Consider the following 14,219-nt stretch of genomic DNA (forward strand, 5'->3'; position numbering starts at 1 on the left):
TAAAGCGGCAGGCAGAAATGCCTGCCACTGGAACGCTGTGGCGTGGCCTGTTACATCAACCGCTTGCGTTCGCTCGAAGGTGCGATCCCGAGGGATTCACGGTATTTGGCGACGGTACGGCGGGCCACCTGAATGCCTTGTGCCTCCAGTAAACCAGCGATCTTGCTGTCACTCAACGGCTTTTTCTGATTTTCCGCGGCCACCAGTTTTTTGATGATCGCGCGGATGGCTGTGGACGAGCATTCACCGCCTTCGGAGGTACTGACGTGGCTGGAGAAAAAGTATTTCAGTTCATAAATGCCCCGGGGGGTATGCATGAATTTCTGGGTGGTCACCCGCGAAATCGTCGACTCGTGCATGCCCACTGCCTCGGCAATGTCGTGCAGGACCAACGGCTTCATGGCTTCGTCGCCGTACTCCAGGAAGCCGCGCTGATGCTCGACGATCTGGGTGGCTACTTTCATCAGGGTTTCGTTGCGGCTTTGCAGGCTCTTGATGAACCAGCGCGCTTCCTGCAACTGGTTGCGCATGAAGGTGTTGTCGGCGCTGGTGTCCGCGCGCTTTACGAAGCCGGCGTACTGGGCGTTGACCCGCAGCTTGGGCACCGATTCCTGGTTCAGTTCCACCAGCCAGCGGTCGTTGTGCTTGCGCACGATCACGTCGGGAACCACGTATTCGGGTTCAGTGGACTCGATCTGCGAGCCTGGGCGCGGGTTGAGGCTCTGGACCAGTTCGATCACCTGGCGCAGTTCATCTTCCTTGAGCTTCATGCGACGCATCAACTGGCTGTAGTCGCGACCGCCCAGCAAGTCGATGTAGTCGGTGACCAGTCGCTTGGCTTCGGCCAGCCAAGGCGTCTTGGCGGGTAACTGACGCAGTTGCAGCAGCAGACACTCGCCCAGGTTGCGAGCACCGATGCCGGCGGGTTCGAACTGCTGGATGCGGTGCAGGACGGCTTCGATTTCGTCCAGCTCAATGTCCAGCTCGGGGTCAAAGGCCTCGAGGATTTCTTCAAGCGTCTCGTCCAGGTAGCCCTGATTGTTGATGCAGTCGATCAGGGTCACGGCAATCAGACGATCGGTATCGGACATCGGCGCCAGGTTCAGTTGCCACAGCAAGTGGCTCTGCAGGCTTTCGCCGGTGGAGGTGCGGGTAGTGAAGTCCCACTCGTCGTCATCGCTGCTGGGCAGGCTGCTGGCGCTGGTCTGGTAGACGTCTTCCCAGGCAGTATCCACGGGCAGATCGTTGGGGATGCGTTCATTCCATTCGCCATCCTCAAGGTTATCCACCGTCGGGGCGGTTTCCTGATAGGACGGTTCCGGGATTTCGGTGTTGGTCTTTTGCTCGACGTTATCGGCCAGCGGATCGGTGTTGTCGAAGTCGTCGCCTTCTTCCTGGCGTTCGAGCATCGGATTGGACTCCAGGGCCTCCTGGATTTCCTGTTGCAGGTCCAGGGTCGACAATTGGAGCAGGCGGATGGCCTGTTGCAGCTGCGGTGTCATCGTCAGCTGCTGGCCCATTCTCAAGACTAGCGATGGTTTCATGGCTGGGGCTTAACACCTTATTCGCCGGCGCACATGCGCCATCCACTACAGGGCGCCGAAGCGCCAAACTTAAGCAAATTATATGCCTGAAACTGAAGTGTTTGCCTAGGGCGTCACGTAATAAAATTAGCGACGCCGAGGTGATTGACCAGACACTTTTCGCTTACAGGCGGAACTCATGGCCCAAATACACTTCCTTGACCAGTTCATTGGCCAGGATGGTCGCGGAGTCGCCTTCGGCAATCAACTGGCCATCATTGACGATATAGGCGGTTTCACAGATATCCAGCGTCTCGCGAACGTTGTGGTCGGTGATCAATACGCCGATGCCCTTGGCCTTGAGATGGTGGATGATCTGCTTGATGTCGCCGACCGAAATCGGGTCCACGCCAGCGAATGGTTCGTCCAGCAGGATGAACTTCGGTGCGGTGGCCAGGGCGCGAGCGATTTCCACGCGGCGCCGTTCGCCACCGGACAGGCTCATGCCCAGGTTGTCGCGGATGTGGCTGATGTGGAATTCCTGCAGCAGGCTTTCCAGTTCCTGGCGGCGACCGGCCTTGTCGAGTTCCTTGCGGGTCTCGAGGATCGCCATGATGTTGTCGGCAACCGACAGTTTGCGGAAGATCGACGCTTCTTGCGGCAGATAGCCGATACCGGCCTTCGCCCGGCCATGCATCGGCTGGTGGCTGACGTCCAGGTCGTCGATCAGGACGCGGCCCTGATCGGCCTGAACCAGGCCGACGATCATGTAGAAACAAGTGGTCTTGCCCGCGCCGTTGGGGCCGAGCAGGCCGACGATCTGGCCGCTGTCGATGGACAGGCTGACATCACGCACGACTTGGCGGCTCTTATAGCTCTTGGCCAGGTGCTGAGCTTTCAGAGTTGCCATTACTGGGCCTTCTGCTCGTCGGTTTTCTTTTTCGGCTGGATGACCATGTCGATCCGTGGACGCTGCTCGGTGACCTTGCTGCCAGTGGCGCGGCCGGCGCTGGCCAGCTTCTTGACCGTGTCGTAGACGATTTTCTCGCCCTGGGTGATGTTGTTGTCCTTGTCGACGACCTTGGCGCGATCGATCAGCACCACGCGGTCTTTGGCGGCGTGGTACTGAATGGTTACCCCGTAGCCTTGAACCGGCTTGGTGTCGCCCGCGGTTTGCATCTGCTCGAAGTAGGCCAGATTGCCCACCGAGGTGACGACGTCGATGTCGCCGGACTGGGTGCGGGTGATGGTCACGGTGTTGCCGGTGACCTTCATCGAACCCTGGGTGATGATCACGTCACCTTTATAGGTGGCTACACCGTTCTTGTCGTCCAGTTGGGCGTCGTCGGCCTGGATGCGGATAGGCTGGTCGCGGTCGGTGGGGAGGGCCCAGGCGCTCGCGCTTCCCAGTGCTGCGCCCAGACTGAGCAAAATAGGGAGGGTTTTAGCGAGCTTCATACTGTCCTCTTACGTTCGATAGCAGGTGTATCCTGCTTTCCTTCAAATACGCTTTCATTCCCGTGCCGGTCGACACACCACCGGCGCCGTCGATTCTAACGGGTTGCTCGGTCTGCGCATATTCTCGCTGCGGGAAGACTGTCATACGACTGCTGGTAATGATGGTCGTACGGTTCTTCTCATCGGTCCGGGCGATGCGTACCGAATCAATCAGTTCCACTTCGGTGCCGTCGGGATTGACCTCGGCGCGTTCGCTCTGCACGTGCCACGGAAACTCGGTGCCCCTGAACATGTTCAGGTCTGGCTTGGTGACCAGTGTGATTTCGCTGGCCTTGACGTGGTCGACTTTGTCGGACGTCATTTCATACTGCACTTTGCCATCGGGCAGGTATTGCAGGGTATGCGTGTTGGTCGCATACCAGTCGATATCATTTTCCTGGACCTTGACCGCAGGGCGGTCGAGGAAGCGTTCCGGGCTGATGTTCCAATAGCCGACCGCCGCGAAAATCGCTGCGATGCAGCCGAACACCACGATGGTGCGAATTTTCTTGCTTAGCATAAATGGCTCACAGATACGCGGCGTTGGCCGCCTCGAGGCGGCCTTGGGCGCGCAGGATCAGTTCACAGAATTCACGAGCGGCCCCTTCGCCGCCTCGCGCCGTGGTGATGCCGTGGGCGTGCTCGCGCACGAAGCCGGCCGCGTTTGCCACCGCCATGCCCAGGCCGACCCGACGAATCACCGGCAGGTCCGGCAGGTCGTCACCGAGGTAGGCGACCTGTTCATAGCTTAGGTTGAGTTGCCCCAGAAGCTCGTCCAGCACCACCAGTTTATCTTCTCGTCCCTGATACAGGTGGGGGATGCCGAGATTCTTCGCGCGCCGTTCGACCACTGGGGTCTTGCGGCCACTGATGATGGCGGTCTGCACGCCGGCGGCCATCAGCATCTTGATGCCCTGGCCGTCGAGGGTGTTGAAGGTCTTGAATTCGCTGCCGTCTTCGAGGAAATAAAGGCGGCCGTCGGTCAGGACGCCGTCCACGTCGAACACGGCCAGTTTGATCGCTTTGCCACGTTGCAGCAGGTCTGTGTTCATTTACATGACTCCCGCACGCAGCAAGTCGTGCATGTTCAGGGCGCCCACTGGGCGGTCTTCGTCGTCGACCACCACCAGGGCGCTGATCTTATGGTCTTCCATGATTTTCAAGGCCTCGGCGGCGAGCATCTCGGCGCGGGCAGTCTTGCCGTGGGGGGTCATGACCTGCTCGATGGTCGTACTGTGAATGTCGATCGGGTGGTCCAGGGTGCGACGCAGGTCGCCGTCGGTGAAGATCCCGGCGAGTTTGCCGTCAGTTTCGAGAATGACCGTCATGCCCAGACCCTTGCGGGTCATTTCCATGAGTGCATCCTTGAGCAGCGTGCCGCGTGGCACCTGTGGCAGCTCCTGACCTGCGTGCATCACGTTTTCCACTTTCAACAGCAGGCGACGGCCCAGGGCGCCGCCGGGGTGGGAGAACGCGAAGTCTTCAGCGGTAAACCCCCTGGCTTCCAGCAACGCCACGGCCAGGGCATCACCCATGACCAGGGTGGCGGTGGTGGAAGAGGTCGGCGCCAGGTTCAACGGGCAGGCTTCGTGCTCGACATGAACATTGAGATTGACCTCGGCGGCTTTGGCCAGGGGCGAATCCGGATTGCCAGTGACACTGATCAGTTGGATCCCCAGGCGCTTGATCAACGGCAGCAGGGTGATGATCTCATTGGTGGAGCCAGAGTTGGACAGGGCCAGGATGATGTCTTCCCGAGTGATCATGCCCATGTCACCGTGGCTGGCTTCGGCCGGATGGACAAAAAATGCCGGAGTGCCGGTGCTGGCCAGGGTGGCGGCGATCTTGTTGCCGATGTGTCCGGACTTGCCCATGCCGACCACGACCACCCGACCCTTGCTGGCCAGAATCATCTCGCAGGCACGTACGAAATCAGCGTCGATATGGGGCAGCAAGCCTTGTACGGCTTCGAGCTCGAGGCGGATGGTACGTTGTGCCGATTGAATCAGGTCGCTGGTTTGGTTCATGTCAGAGATCGTATGGCTCGATGAAAAGGCGGCGATTATAGCGGCAATGAACAATTCCCTCACGTTAGTTCGTCATGCTTTGTTCGAGCGATTCACATGACTTGATACAAAGTCTCTTCTTTTAGCTGTATCCGGACTGAACGGGCGCGGGCTTGGGCCTTGGGCGCTTGGGTGTTGCAGTGATATAGTTCGCCGCCGGTTCGGGTGCCCGGCAGTCCGGCGTTTGTCGGTTGGCCAGGGCATTCGGATGTGAGGCTGCATCGCAAGGAGTTTAGATGAGTGCCGACAACGCCTACGCGGTCGAGCTGAAGGGATTGTCCTTCAAGCGAGGGGCGCGCAGCATTTTCAATGACATCGATATCCGCATTCCCCGTGGCAAGGTCACCGGCATCATGGGGCCTTCCGGGTGCGGCAAGACCACGCTGTTGCGGCTGATGGGTGCACAGTTGCGCCCCAGTGCCGGCGAAGTCTGGGTCAATGGGCAGAATCTTCCAAAGCTGTCGCGCAGCGATCTGTTCGATGCGCGCAAGCACATGGGCGTGCTGTTCCAGAGCGGCGCATTGTTCACCGATCTCGACGTGTTCGAGAATGTGGCGTTCCCCTTGCGGGTCCATACCGACCTGCCGGAAGAGATGATTCGCGACATCGTCCTGCTCAAATTGCAGGCGGTCGGGCTGCGGGGTGCCCTGGACTTGATGCCGGACGAACTGTCCGGTGGCATGAAGCGCCGCGTCGCCCTGGCCCGGGCGATTGCCCTTGATCCGAAGATCCTCATGTATGACGAACCCTTCGTCGGCCAGGACCCGATCGCCATGGGCGTGCTGGTGCGCCTGATCCGTCTGCTCAACGATGCGCTGGGTATTACCAGCATTGTGGTATCCCACGACCTGGCCGAAACCGCCAGCATTGCGGACTACATCTACGTGATCGGCGATGGCCAGGTGCTGGGGCAGGGTACGCCCCAGGAATTGAAGGCCTCGGACAGCCCGCGCATTCGTCAATTCATGAAGGGTGATCCGGACGGGCCTGTGGCGTTCCATTTTCCGGCCACGGATTACCGCACCGATCTGCTGGGGAAGCGCTGATGCGCAAGAAATCACTGATAGAAAGAGTTCGCCTGTTTGGTCGTTCCGGCATCGATGTGGTGGCAGTGCTGGGCCGTTCCTCGCTGTTTCTGATGCATGCCCTGCTGGGGCGCAACACGACGGGTGGCGGGTTTGGGCTGCTGGTGAAGCAACTGCACTCGGTGGGCGTGATGTCCCTGGTGATCATCGTGGTCTCCGGGATCTTCATCGGTATGGTCCTGGCGCTGCAGGGGTTCAATATCTTGTCCAGCTACGGTTCGGAGCAGGCGGTTGGACAGATGGTCGCGCTGACATTGTTGCGTGAGCTGGGACCTGTGGTGACCGCGCTGCTGTTTGCCGGGCGTGCCGGTTCGGCGCTGACGGCCGAAATCGGTAACATGAAGTCCACCGAACAGTTGTCCAGTCTGGAAATGATCGGTGTCGACCCGCTCAAGTACATCATTGCCCCGCGCCTGTGGGCCGGTTTCATTTCCCTGCCGGTGCTGGCGATCATTTTCAGCGTCGTGGGGATCTGGGGCGGCTCGTGGGTGGCTGTAGACTGGCTGGGGGTCTATGAAGGTTCCTACTGGTCCAACATGCAGAACAGTGTCGATTTTCTCGACGACGTGCTCAACGGCGTTATCAAAAGTGCCGTATTCGCTTTCGTGGTGACCTGGATCGCCGTGTTTCAAGGCTATGACTGTGAGCCCACGTCAGAGGGGATCAGCCGTGCCACAACCAAGACCGTGGTGTACGCCTCGCTGGCGGTCCTGGGCCTTGACTTTATTCTGACCGCCTTGATGTTTGGAGATTTCTGATGCAAAACCGCACCCTGGAAATCGGTGTCGGCCTTTTCTTGCTGGCTGGCATCCTGGCTTTGCTGTTGTTGGCCCTGCGGGTCAGTGGCCTGGCGCCGACCGCAAGCACCGACACTTATAAACTTTATGCTTATTTTGACAATATCGCCGGTTTGACGGTCAGAGCCAAAGTGACCATGGCTGGTGTAACCATCGGCAAGGTCACGGCAATCGATCTGGACCGCGACAGTTTCACCGGTCGGGTGACGCTGCAGCTGGAAAAGCGCGTGGATAACCTGCCGACTGACTCCACTGCATCGATCCTCACTGCTGGGCTGCTGGGCGAGAAATACATCGGTATCAGCGTTGGCGGTGAAGAAGCTTTGCTCAAGGATGGCGGGACCATCCACGATACGCAGTCGTCGCTGGTGCTTGAGGACCTGATCGGTAAATTCCTGCTCAATACCGTTAGCAAAGACGCCAAATGAGGAGCTTTTGAATGATCTCTATCTTGCGACGTAGCCTGTTGGTGCTGCTCGCGGCGCTGCCGCTGATGGCCAACGCCGTGGCCGCGCCTTCGGCCCATGAAATCATCCAGGACACTACCACCCGGTTGCTGGCAGACCTGGCCGCCAACAAAGAGAAATACAAGCAGGATCCGGGGGCTTTCTACGACGCGCTGAACGGCATCGTCGGTCCCGTGGTGGATGCCGACGGTATTTCCCGAAGCATCATGACCGTCAAGTACTCGCGCAAGGCGACCCCGGCGCAGATGACACGCTTCCAGGAAAACTTCAAGCGCAGCCTGATGCAGTTCTACGGCAACGCCTTGCTCGAATACAACAACCAGGGCATCACCGTTTCGCCGGCCAAGGACGAAAGCGGCAACCGCACCAGCGTCGATATGCAGGTCAAGGGCAATAACGGCGCCATTTACCCTGTGTCCTACACACTCGAGAAAATCAATGGCGAGTGGAGGGTGCGTAACGTGATCATCAATGGCATCAACATCGGCAAGCTGTTCCGCGATCAGTTCGCTGATGCGATGCAGCAAAACGGCAATGATCTGGACAAAACCATAGACGGTTGGGCCGGTGAAGTCGCCAAGGCCAAGGAAGTTGCCCAGGATGCTCAAGAGAAGCAGGCGCAATGAGTGAGTTGGCGAGTGAGTCGGCCGTTCGTTTGGGCGAATCTGGCGAGCTGTTGCTCAGTGGCGTGCTGGACTATCGCACTGGCCCGGTCTTGCGCAAGCAGGGCCAGGCGCTGATCGGCTCCGCCGGCGCCGCAGAACTGGTCATTGACTGCTCGGCGGTGCAGAAGTCCAGCAGTGTCGGCCTGTCCCTGCTGCTGTGCTTCATGCGTGACGCCAAAGCTGCCGGAAAAACCTGGAGCATCCGTGGGATGCCCGAAGACATGCGCGAAATAGCCCAGGTCAGCGAACTGACCGAACTATTGGTGCACTCCTGACCCACATCCCTGAAAAAGCCCCCCGTCAGAGTCCTGCTTCGCGGGGTTCGCAGGCGCGGGGCTTTTTTGTATGATGTGCGACCCGTGCGCACAGGGCGCCGATAGAGGTTGAGCATGCAGGCCGTAGAAGTGAAGAGCTTCCTTGAAGGAAAGCTGCCCGAAACTGTCATTGAAGTTGAGGGCGAAGGCTGCAACTTTCAGCTGAACGTGATCAGCGATGAACTGGCGGCGTTGAGCCCGGTGAAGCGTCAGCAGCAGATCTATGCCCATTTGAACCCGTGGATCGCCGATGGCAGCATCCATGCGGTTACTATGAAATTTTTCAGCCGCGCGGCCTGGGCCGAGCGCACCTGAGCCCAAGGGCGTCGAGATTCTTATGGATAAACTGATTATTACCGGCGGCGTTCGTCTTGATGGCGAAATCCGCATCTCCGGGGCAAAGAACTCCGCCCTGCCGATCCTGGCCGCGACGTTGCTGTGCGATGGCCCGGTGACCGTGGCGAACCTGCCGCACTTGCACGACATCACCACCATGATCGAGCTGTTCGGTCGCATGGGCATTGAACCGGTGATCGACGAAAAGCTCAGCGTCGAGATCGACCCGCGCACCATCAAGACCCTGATCGCCCCGTACGAACTGGTGAAGACCATGCGTGCGTCGATTCTGGTACTGGGACCGATGGTCGCCCGTTTTGGTGAAGCCGAAGTTGCCTTGCCGGGTGGTTGCGCCATCGGCTCGCGTCCGGTGGACCTGCATATCCGCGGCCTGGAAGCCATGGGTGCGGTGATCGACGTCGAGGGTGGCTACATCAAGGCCAAGGCGCCTGAAGGCGGCCTGCGCGGCGCTCACTTCTTCTTCGATACCGTCAGTGTGACCGGTACCGAGAACATCATGATGGCGGCCGCACTGGCCAAGGGCCGCAGCGTGCTGCAAAACGCCGCTCGCGAGCCTGAAGTGGTCGACCTGGCGAACTTCCTGATCGCCATGGGCGCCAAGATCAGCGGCGCCGGCACCGATACCATCACCATCGATGGTGTTGAGCGCCTGCATTCGGCCACTTACAAAGTGATGCCGGACCGGATCGAAACCGGCACCTATCTGGTGGCTGCTGCTGTCACCGGTGGCCGCGTCAAGGTCAAGGACACCGATCCGACCATTCTTGAAGCCGTCCTGGAGAAACTCAAGGAAGCCGGTGCCGAAGTCACCTGCGGCGAAGACTGGATCGAAGTGAACATGCACGGCAAGCGGCCTAAAGCCGTCAACGTGCGGACCGCCCCGTACCCGGCGTTCCCGACCGACATGCAGGCGCAGTTCATCTCCCTCAACGCCATTGCCGAAGGCACCGGTGCGGTGATCGAGACGATCTTCGAAAACCGTTTCATGCATGTCTACGAACTGCACCGCATGGGCGCCAAGATCCAGGTCGAAGGCAACACCGCCATCGTGACCGGTACCGAGAAACTCAAGGGCGCGCCAGTGATGGCCACCGACCTGCGGGCTTCGGCCAGTCTGGTGATTTCGGCCCTGGTTGCCGAAGGCGACACCCTGATCGACCGTATCTACCACATCGACCGTGGTTACGAGTGCATCGAAGAGAAACTGCAGATGCTCGGCGCCAAGATCCGTCGCGTACCGGGCTAGGTCCGGCTGCATGGGCGCAGGGACGCGCCTGTTGATTTCGTTTCAGGTCGAGGGTGGTAACACCCTCGATGTGTGTCCGGCGCCGCTTGCGACCGGGCATGAGTACCTTGATAAGGACTGACGTTTCCCATGTTGACCATTGCACTGTCCAAGGGCCGCATCCTTGATGACACCTTGCCGCTTCTGGCTGAAGCGGGCATCGTGCCGACCGAGAATCCGGACAAGAGCCGCAAGCTGATCATTCCTACGACTCAAGCCGATGTACGCTTGCTGATCGTGCGCGCCACCGATGTTCCGACTTACGTTGAACATGGCGCCGCCGACCTGGGCGTTGCCGGTAAGGACGTGCTGATGGAGTACGGCGGCCAGGGCCTGTACGAGCCCCTGGACCTGCGGATCGCCCGCTGCAAGCTGATGACCGCCGGCAAAGTCGGTGCGCCAGAACCCAAGGGCCGTTTGCGGGTGGCGACCAAGTTCGTCAACATTGCCAAGCGTTATTACGCCGAGCAGGGCCGTCAGGTCGATATCATCAAGTTGTACGGTTCGATGGAGCTGGCGCCGCTGATCGGCCTGGCGGACAAGATCATCGATGTGGTCGACACCGGCAACACCCTGCGGGCCAATGGCCTGGAGCCCCAGGATTTCATTGCCGACATCACCTCCCGGCTGATCGTCAACAAGGCTTCGATGAAAATGCAGCACGCCCGTATCCAGGCTCTGATCGATACCCTGCGCAAGGCAGTGGAATCGCGACACCGCGGCTGATTCACCTGCGCGACCTTGAGTCGCGCCCGTCTATCCGTGTCATAGCCAATTTTCTCAGGTGCCCACGCGAATGGACTGGTAGCTTAGGGCGCCTGAGCATTTGCCATTAATGAGGCCCTCGCTATGACCGCTCCCACTTCGATTCGCCGACTCAACGCTGCCGACCCGGATTTCGCACATCATCTGGATCATCTGCTGAGCTGGGAAAGTGTGTCTGACGACTCGGTCAATCAGCGGGTGCTGGACATCATCAAGGCTGTGCGCGAGCGTGGCGATGCAGCTTTGGTGGAATTCACCCAGAAATTCGATGGCCTGCAAGTGGCGTCCATGGCTGATCTGATCCTGCCGCGCGAGCGCCTGGAACTGGCCCTGACCCGGATCACGGTGCCGCAGCGCGAAGCCCTGGAAAAAGCCGCATCGCGGGTGCGCGACTATCACGAGAGGCAGAAACAGGACTCCTGGAGCTACACCGAAGCCGACGGCACGGTGCTGGGCCAAAAGGTCACGCCGCTGGACCGCGCCGGTCTGTACGTGCCGGGTGGCAAGGCGTCGTATCCATCCTCGGTGTTGATGAACGCGATCCCAGCCAAGGTCGCTGGCGTGACCGAAGTGGTCATGGTGGTGCCGACCCCGCGCGGCGAAATCAATGAACTGGTGCTGGCCGCTGCCTGCATCGCCGGGGTGGACCGGGTGTTCACCATTGGTGGCGCCCAGGCCGTGGCTGCGCTGGCCTATGGCACCGAGAGCGTGCCGCGGGTCGACAAGGTGGTGGGGCCTGGCAACATCTATGTCGCCACCGCCAAGCGCCACGTGTTCGGTCAGGTCGGTATCGATATGATCGCCGGCCCGTCGGAGATCCTGGTGGTGTGCGACGGCCAGACCGACCCGGACTGGATCGCCATGGACCTGTTTTCCCAGGCCGAGCACGACGAAGACGCCCAGGCGATCCTGGTCAGCCCGGACGCCGAGTTCCTCGACAAAGTGGCTGCCAGCATCGACAAGCTGCTGCCGACCATGGACCGCGCCGAGATCATCAACACCTCGATCAACGGCCGTGGCGCGCTGATCAAGGTCGAGAACATGGAACAGGCCATCGAGGTCGCCAACCGCATCGCGCCGGAGCACCTGGAGTTGTCGGTCGCTGACCCGCAAGCCTGGCTGCCGCAGATCCGCCACGCCGGTGCGATCTTCATGGGCCGCCACACCAGCGAAGCCCTGGGTGACTATTGTGCAGGTCCCAACCACGTCTTGCCGACTTCCGGTACGGCGCGTTTCTCGTCGCCGCTGGGGGTGTATGACTTCCAGAAACGTTCGTCGATCATCTTCTGCTCCGAGCAAGGTGCGTCCGAACTGGGCAAGACCGCTTCGGTGCTGGCCCGTGGCGAGTCGCTGAGCGCCCACGCCCGCAGTGCCGAATACCGCATCCTTGATGAGCGCTCCATTGAAGGGCAGGGGAAACTGAAATGAGTAAATTCTGGAGCCCGTTCGTCAAGAACCTGGTGCCTTACGTGCCGGGCGAACAGCCGAAGCTGACCCGCCTGGTCAAGCTCAACACCAACGAGAACCCCTACGGCCCGTCGCCCAAGGCCCTGGCGGCGATGCAAACCGAGCTGAACGACAACCTGCGCCTGTACCCAGACCCCAACAGCGATCTGCTGAAAAGCGCCGTGGCCCGCTATTACGGTGTGCAGAGCAACCAGGTGTTCCTGGGCAACGGTTCGGACGAAGTGCTGGCGCACATTTTCCACGGGCTGCTGCAGCACGATCAGCCGCTGTTGTTCCCGGACATCAGTTACAGCTTTTATCCGGTGTATTGCGGGCTGTACGGCATCCAGTTCGACGCGGTGCCGCTGGACGCGCAGTTCCAGATCGACCCGGCGGACTATGCCAGACCAAACGGCGGGATCATCTTCCCCAATCCGAACGCTCCCACCGGCTGCCTGCTGGCCCTGGAAGCGGTCGAGCAGATCCTCAAGGCCAGTCCGGACTCGGTGGTGGTGGTTGATGAAGCCTATATCGACTTCGGCGGCGAGACCGCCATCAGTCTGGTGGACCGCTATCCGAACCTGCTGGTGACCCAGACCCTGTCCAAGTCCCGCTCATTGGCAGGATTGCGGGTGGGCCTGGCGGTGGGCCATCCGGACCTGATCGAAGCGCTGGAGCGGATCAAGAACAGCTTCAACTCCTACCCGCTGGATCGCCTGGCGAATGTCGGGGGCGCGGCGGCGTTCGACGATCGGGAGTATTTCGAGCAGACCTGCCGGTTGGTCATCGAGCACCGTGAATGGGTGGTGGCGCAGTTGCAGGCCAAGGGCTTTGACGTGTTGCCTTCGGCGGCCAACTTCATCTTCGCCCGTCACCCCCGGCACGATGCGGCAGGGCTGGCGGCGAAATTGCGCGAACAAGGCGTGATCGTGCGGCACTTCAAGCAGGAGCGGATTGCCCAATTCCTGCGGATCAGCATCGGCACGCCGGAGCAGAACCAGGCGCTGATCGAAGCCCTGGGTGAACTCTAAAGTTAAGGAAGGGGGCTGATGGCCTTATCGCGAGCAGGCTCGCTTCCACAGTAGAGTTGTTGCGAATACAAATTTTGTAACCAGCAGAGACACCCTGTGGGAGCGAGCCTGCTCGCGATGGCGTAGTGTCAGTCAACATCCATCTGGCTGATCCACCGTCATCGCGAGCAGACTCGCTCCCACAGTTGTTGGGCCTTACTCGTGATGCTCTTCACCCAGGAAGGTCAGCGAGGTGAACACCCCGCGCGTGGCCACGTCCTTGTTGTCCTTGAGCGCAATTTCCATCTGCGCGGCGATCACATTCAAACCCTCGTTACGCACCAGCACCTTGGCCCGGCCTTCGGCGTCGGTTTCTGCTGATACGGTGTCCGGTGCGCTGCGGTAATCACCCACCAGCTTCACCCCAGCCGCCGGTTTACCGTCCAGCAGCACCCGTACCGGCAGTGGCTGGCCCGGGCCTACGGTCAGCGGGTCGACTTCCGGCAGGATCAGGAACTTGACCTGATCAAGTTTCGGCAACTTTGCTCCCGGCTCGTAGATCGCCAGGCTGTACTTGAAGGTGTGGGTCGATTCAATCGCCCCGGGCACCTTGCTGCGGCCTTCGTTGATCCATTTCTTGTCAGCGGTCTGGGACCACATGCCGTTGTCCAGTTCCACGGCCATCACGGCCGGTGGCTTGAGGGGTTGCAAGCGAGCATGGTCGGGCAAGCGTTCGACGGTGACCGGGATCATCTTGCCGCCCAGGTCATAGGCCCACGCACCGCTGATTTTCTGCGCCTTGAAGGCATTGTCCTCGGCGCCGTGGCCGTAGATCACTTCGATGTTGCCGCGCCGTTGTTCGGTCCACAGGCCATGGGCCGAGGCTTGGGTGGCCAGGAACAGGCTAAGAAGGGCGAAGGTCTTGGGGTATTTCATTGATTT

The 14,219-nt window shown here is 60.1% G+C and carries 17 protein-coding genes; 10 read left to right on the top strand and 7 right to left on the bottom strand.

All coding sequences use genetic code 11. The annotated features are described in order from the left end of the window. Positions 1-50 precede the first annotated feature (50 nt). The 6 genes from CRX69_RS08655 to CRX69_RS08680 all read right to left on the bottom strand — a co-directional run bounded on the left by CRX69_RS08655 (position 51) and on the right by CRX69_RS08680 (position 5,047). Entirely contained in the window at positions 51-1,544 is a 1,494-nt protein-coding gene (locus CRX69_RS08655; protein ID WP_047228668.1) for an RNA polymerase factor sigma-54, read from the bottom strand. A 163-nt stretch (positions 1,545-1,707) separates the two neighbouring features. Then, positions 1,708-2,433 (bottom strand): LPS export ABC transporter ATP-binding protein, encoded by a 726-nt coding sequence (lptB, locus tag CRX69_RS08660; protein ID WP_047228667.1) that lies wholly within the window; start codon positions 2,431-2,433, stop codon positions 1,708-1,710. After that, entirely contained in the window at positions 2,433-2,981 is a 549-nt protein-coding gene (lptA, locus tag CRX69_RS08665) for a lipopolysaccharide transport periplasmic protein LptA (RefSeq protein ID WP_076383562.1), read from the bottom strand. The genes lptB and lptA overlap by 1 nt, the downstream gene beginning before the upstream one ends. Further along, complete coding sequence (gene lptC, locus CRX69_RS08670; RefSeq protein ID WP_047228665.1) at positions 2,968-3,540, bottom strand: LPS export ABC transporter periplasmic protein LptC; 573 nt, start codon at positions 3,538-3,540, stop codon at positions 2,968-2,970. The genes lptA and lptC overlap by 14 nt, the downstream gene beginning before the upstream one ends. Before the next feature lie 7 nt (positions 3,541-3,547). Further along, on the bottom strand, positions 3,548-4,072 hold the full coding sequence (locus CRX69_RS08675; RefSeq protein ID WP_047228664.1) for a KdsC family phosphatase: 525 nt from the start codon (positions 4,070-4,072) through the stop codon (positions 3,548-3,550). Further along, complete coding sequence (locus CRX69_RS08680) at positions 4,073-5,047, bottom strand: KpsF/GutQ family sugar-phosphate isomerase (RefSeq protein WP_076383563.1); 975 nt, start codon at positions 5,045-5,047, stop codon at positions 4,073-4,075. A 275-nt stretch (positions 5,048-5,322) separates the two neighbouring features. Here CRX69_RS08680 and CRX69_RS08685 point away from each other — a divergent pair, with 275 nt between their 5' ends. The 10 genes from CRX69_RS08685 (at position 5,323) to hisC (ending at position 13,298) form a co-directional block, all read left to right on the top strand. Further along, positions 5,323-6,132, top strand: coding sequence for an ATP-binding cassette domain-containing protein (locus tag CRX69_RS08685; protein ID WP_047228662.1), 810 nt, complete (start codon positions 5,323-5,325; stop codon positions 6,130-6,132). After that, positions 6,132-6,929 carry a lipid asymmetry maintenance ABC transporter permease subunit MlaE gene (gene mlaE, locus CRX69_RS08690; protein WP_047228661.1) on the top strand — a complete coding sequence of 266 codons (798 nt, stop codon included), beginning with the start codon at positions 6,132-6,134 and terminating at the stop codon, positions 6,927-6,929. Before CRX69_RS08685 ends, mlaE begins: the two co-directional genes overlap by 1 nt. After that, complete coding sequence (gene mlaD / locus CRX69_RS08695) at positions 6,929-7,396, top strand: outer membrane lipid asymmetry maintenance protein MlaD (RefSeq protein ID WP_047228660.1); 468 nt, start codon at positions 6,929-6,931, stop codon at positions 7,394-7,396. Before mlaE ends, mlaD begins: the two co-directional genes overlap by 1 nt. Before the next feature lie 11 nt (positions 7,397-7,407). Further along, a complete protein-coding gene (locus CRX69_RS08700) occupies positions 7,408-8,061 on the top strand; it encodes an MlaC/ttg2D family ABC transporter substrate-binding protein (protein WP_107321880.1) in 654 nt (217 codons plus the stop codon). Then, positions 8,058-8,375 carry an STAS domain-containing protein gene (locus CRX69_RS08705; protein WP_047228658.1) on the top strand — a complete coding sequence of 106 codons (318 nt, stop codon included), beginning with the start codon at positions 8,058-8,060 and terminating at the stop codon, positions 8,373-8,375. Before CRX69_RS08700 ends, CRX69_RS08705 begins: the two co-directional genes overlap by 4 nt. A gap of 114 nt (positions 8,376-8,489) precedes the next feature. Beyond that, positions 8,490-8,729: a BolA family protein gene (locus CRX69_RS08710; protein ID WP_047228657.1), complete on the top strand. Its 240-nt coding sequence runs from the start codon at positions 8,490-8,492 to the stop codon at positions 8,727-8,729. Positions 8,730-8,751: 22 nt separating this feature from the next. Beyond that, positions 8,752-10,017, top strand: coding sequence for a UDP-N-acetylglucosamine 1-carboxyvinyltransferase (gene murA, locus CRX69_RS08715; protein WP_018614024.1), 1,266 nt, complete (start codon positions 8,752-8,754; stop codon positions 10,015-10,017). A gap of 129 nt (positions 10,018-10,146) precedes the next feature. Continuing rightward, complete coding sequence (gene hisG / locus CRX69_RS08720) at positions 10,147-10,782, top strand: ATP phosphoribosyltransferase (protein ID WP_047228656.1); 636 nt, start codon at positions 10,147-10,149, stop codon at positions 10,780-10,782. A gap of 123 nt (positions 10,783-10,905) precedes the next feature. Next, positions 10,906-12,249 carry a histidinol dehydrogenase gene (gene hisD / locus CRX69_RS08725; protein ID WP_047228655.1) on the top strand — a complete coding sequence of 448 codons (1,344 nt, stop codon included), beginning with the start codon at positions 10,906-10,908 and terminating at the stop codon, positions 12,247-12,249. Next, positions 12,246-13,298, top strand: a complete 1,053-nt coding sequence (hisC, locus tag CRX69_RS08730; RefSeq protein WP_107321881.1) for a histidinol-phosphate transaminase — start codon at positions 12,246-12,248, stop codon at positions 13,296-13,298. Before hisD ends, hisC begins: the two co-directional genes overlap by 4 nt. A gap of 195 nt (positions 13,299-13,493) precedes the next feature. On the opposite strand, the gene CRX69_RS08735 is transcribed toward hisC, so the two are convergent. After that, positions 13,494-14,213 carry a DUF4198 domain-containing protein gene (locus CRX69_RS08735; RefSeq protein ID WP_076383566.1) on the bottom strand — a complete coding sequence of 240 codons (720 nt, stop codon included), beginning with the start codon at positions 14,211-14,213 and terminating at the stop codon, positions 13,494-13,496. Positions 14,214-14,219 lie beyond the last annotated feature (6 nt).

The organism is Pseudomonas rhizophila (assembly GCF_003033885.1).
GTDB lineage: Bacteria > Pseudomonadota > Gammaproteobacteria > Pseudomonadales > Pseudomonadaceae > Aquipseudomonas > Aquipseudomonas rhizophila.

Bases quoted from the DNA above. Each gene is read 5' to 3' on its own strand.
- CRX69_RS08655 (WP_047228668.1), bottom strand. From the start codon at position 1,544: ATGAAACCATCGCTAGTCTTGAGAATGGGCCAGCAGCTGACGATGACA.
- lptB (WP_047228667.1), bottom strand. From the start codon at position 2,433: ATGGCAACTCTGAAAGCTCAGCACCTGGCCAAGAGCTATAAGAGCCGC.
- lptA (WP_076383562.1), bottom strand. From the start codon at position 2,981: ATGAAGCTCGCTAAAACCCTCCCTATTTTGCTCAGTCTGGGCGCAGCA.
- lptC (WP_047228665.1), bottom strand. From the start codon at position 3,540: ATGCTAAGCAAGAAAATTCGCACCATCGTGGTGTTCGGCTGCATCGCA.
- CRX69_RS08675 (WP_047228664.1), bottom strand. From the start codon at position 4,072: ATGAACACAGACCTGCTGCAACGTGGCAAAGCGATCAAACTGGCCGTG.
- CRX69_RS08680 (WP_076383563.1), bottom strand. From the start codon at position 5,047: ATGAACCAAACCAGCGACCTGATTCAATCGGCACAACGTACCATCCGC.
- CRX69_RS08685 (WP_047228662.1), top strand. From the start codon at position 5,323: ATGAGTGCCGACAACGCCTACGCGGTCGAGCTGAAGGGATTGTCCTTC.
- mlaE (WP_047228661.1), top strand. From the start codon at position 6,132: ATGCGCAAGAAATCACTGATAGAAAGAGTTCGCCTGTTTGGTCGTTCC.
- mlaD (WP_047228660.1), top strand. From the start codon at position 6,929: ATGCAAAACCGCACCCTGGAAATCGGTGTCGGCCTTTTCTTGCTGGCT.
- CRX69_RS08700 (WP_107321880.1), top strand. From the start codon at position 7,408: ATGATCTCTATCTTGCGACGTAGCCTGTTGGTGCTGCTCGCGGCGCTG.
- CRX69_RS08705 (WP_047228658.1), top strand. From the start codon at position 8,058: ATGAGTGAGTTGGCGAGTGAGTCGGCCGTTCGTTTGGGCGAATCTGGC.
- CRX69_RS08710 (WP_047228657.1), top strand. From the start codon at position 8,490: ATGCAGGCCGTAGAAGTGAAGAGCTTCCTTGAAGGAAAGCTGCCCGAA.
- murA (WP_018614024.1), top strand. From the start codon at position 8,752: ATGGATAAACTGATTATTACCGGCGGCGTTCGTCTTGATGGCGAAATC.
- hisG (WP_047228656.1), top strand. From the start codon at position 10,147: ATGTTGACCATTGCACTGTCCAAGGGCCGCATCCTTGATGACACCTTG.
- hisD (WP_047228655.1), top strand. From the start codon at position 10,906: ATGACCGCTCCCACTTCGATTCGCCGACTCAACGCTGCCGACCCGGAT.
- hisC (WP_107321881.1), top strand. From the start codon at position 12,246: ATGAGTAAATTCTGGAGCCCGTTCGTCAAGAACCTGGTGCCTTACGTG.
- CRX69_RS08735 (WP_076383566.1), bottom strand. From the start codon at position 14,213: ATGAAATACCCCAAGACCTTCGCCCTTCTTAGCCTGTTCCTGGCCACC.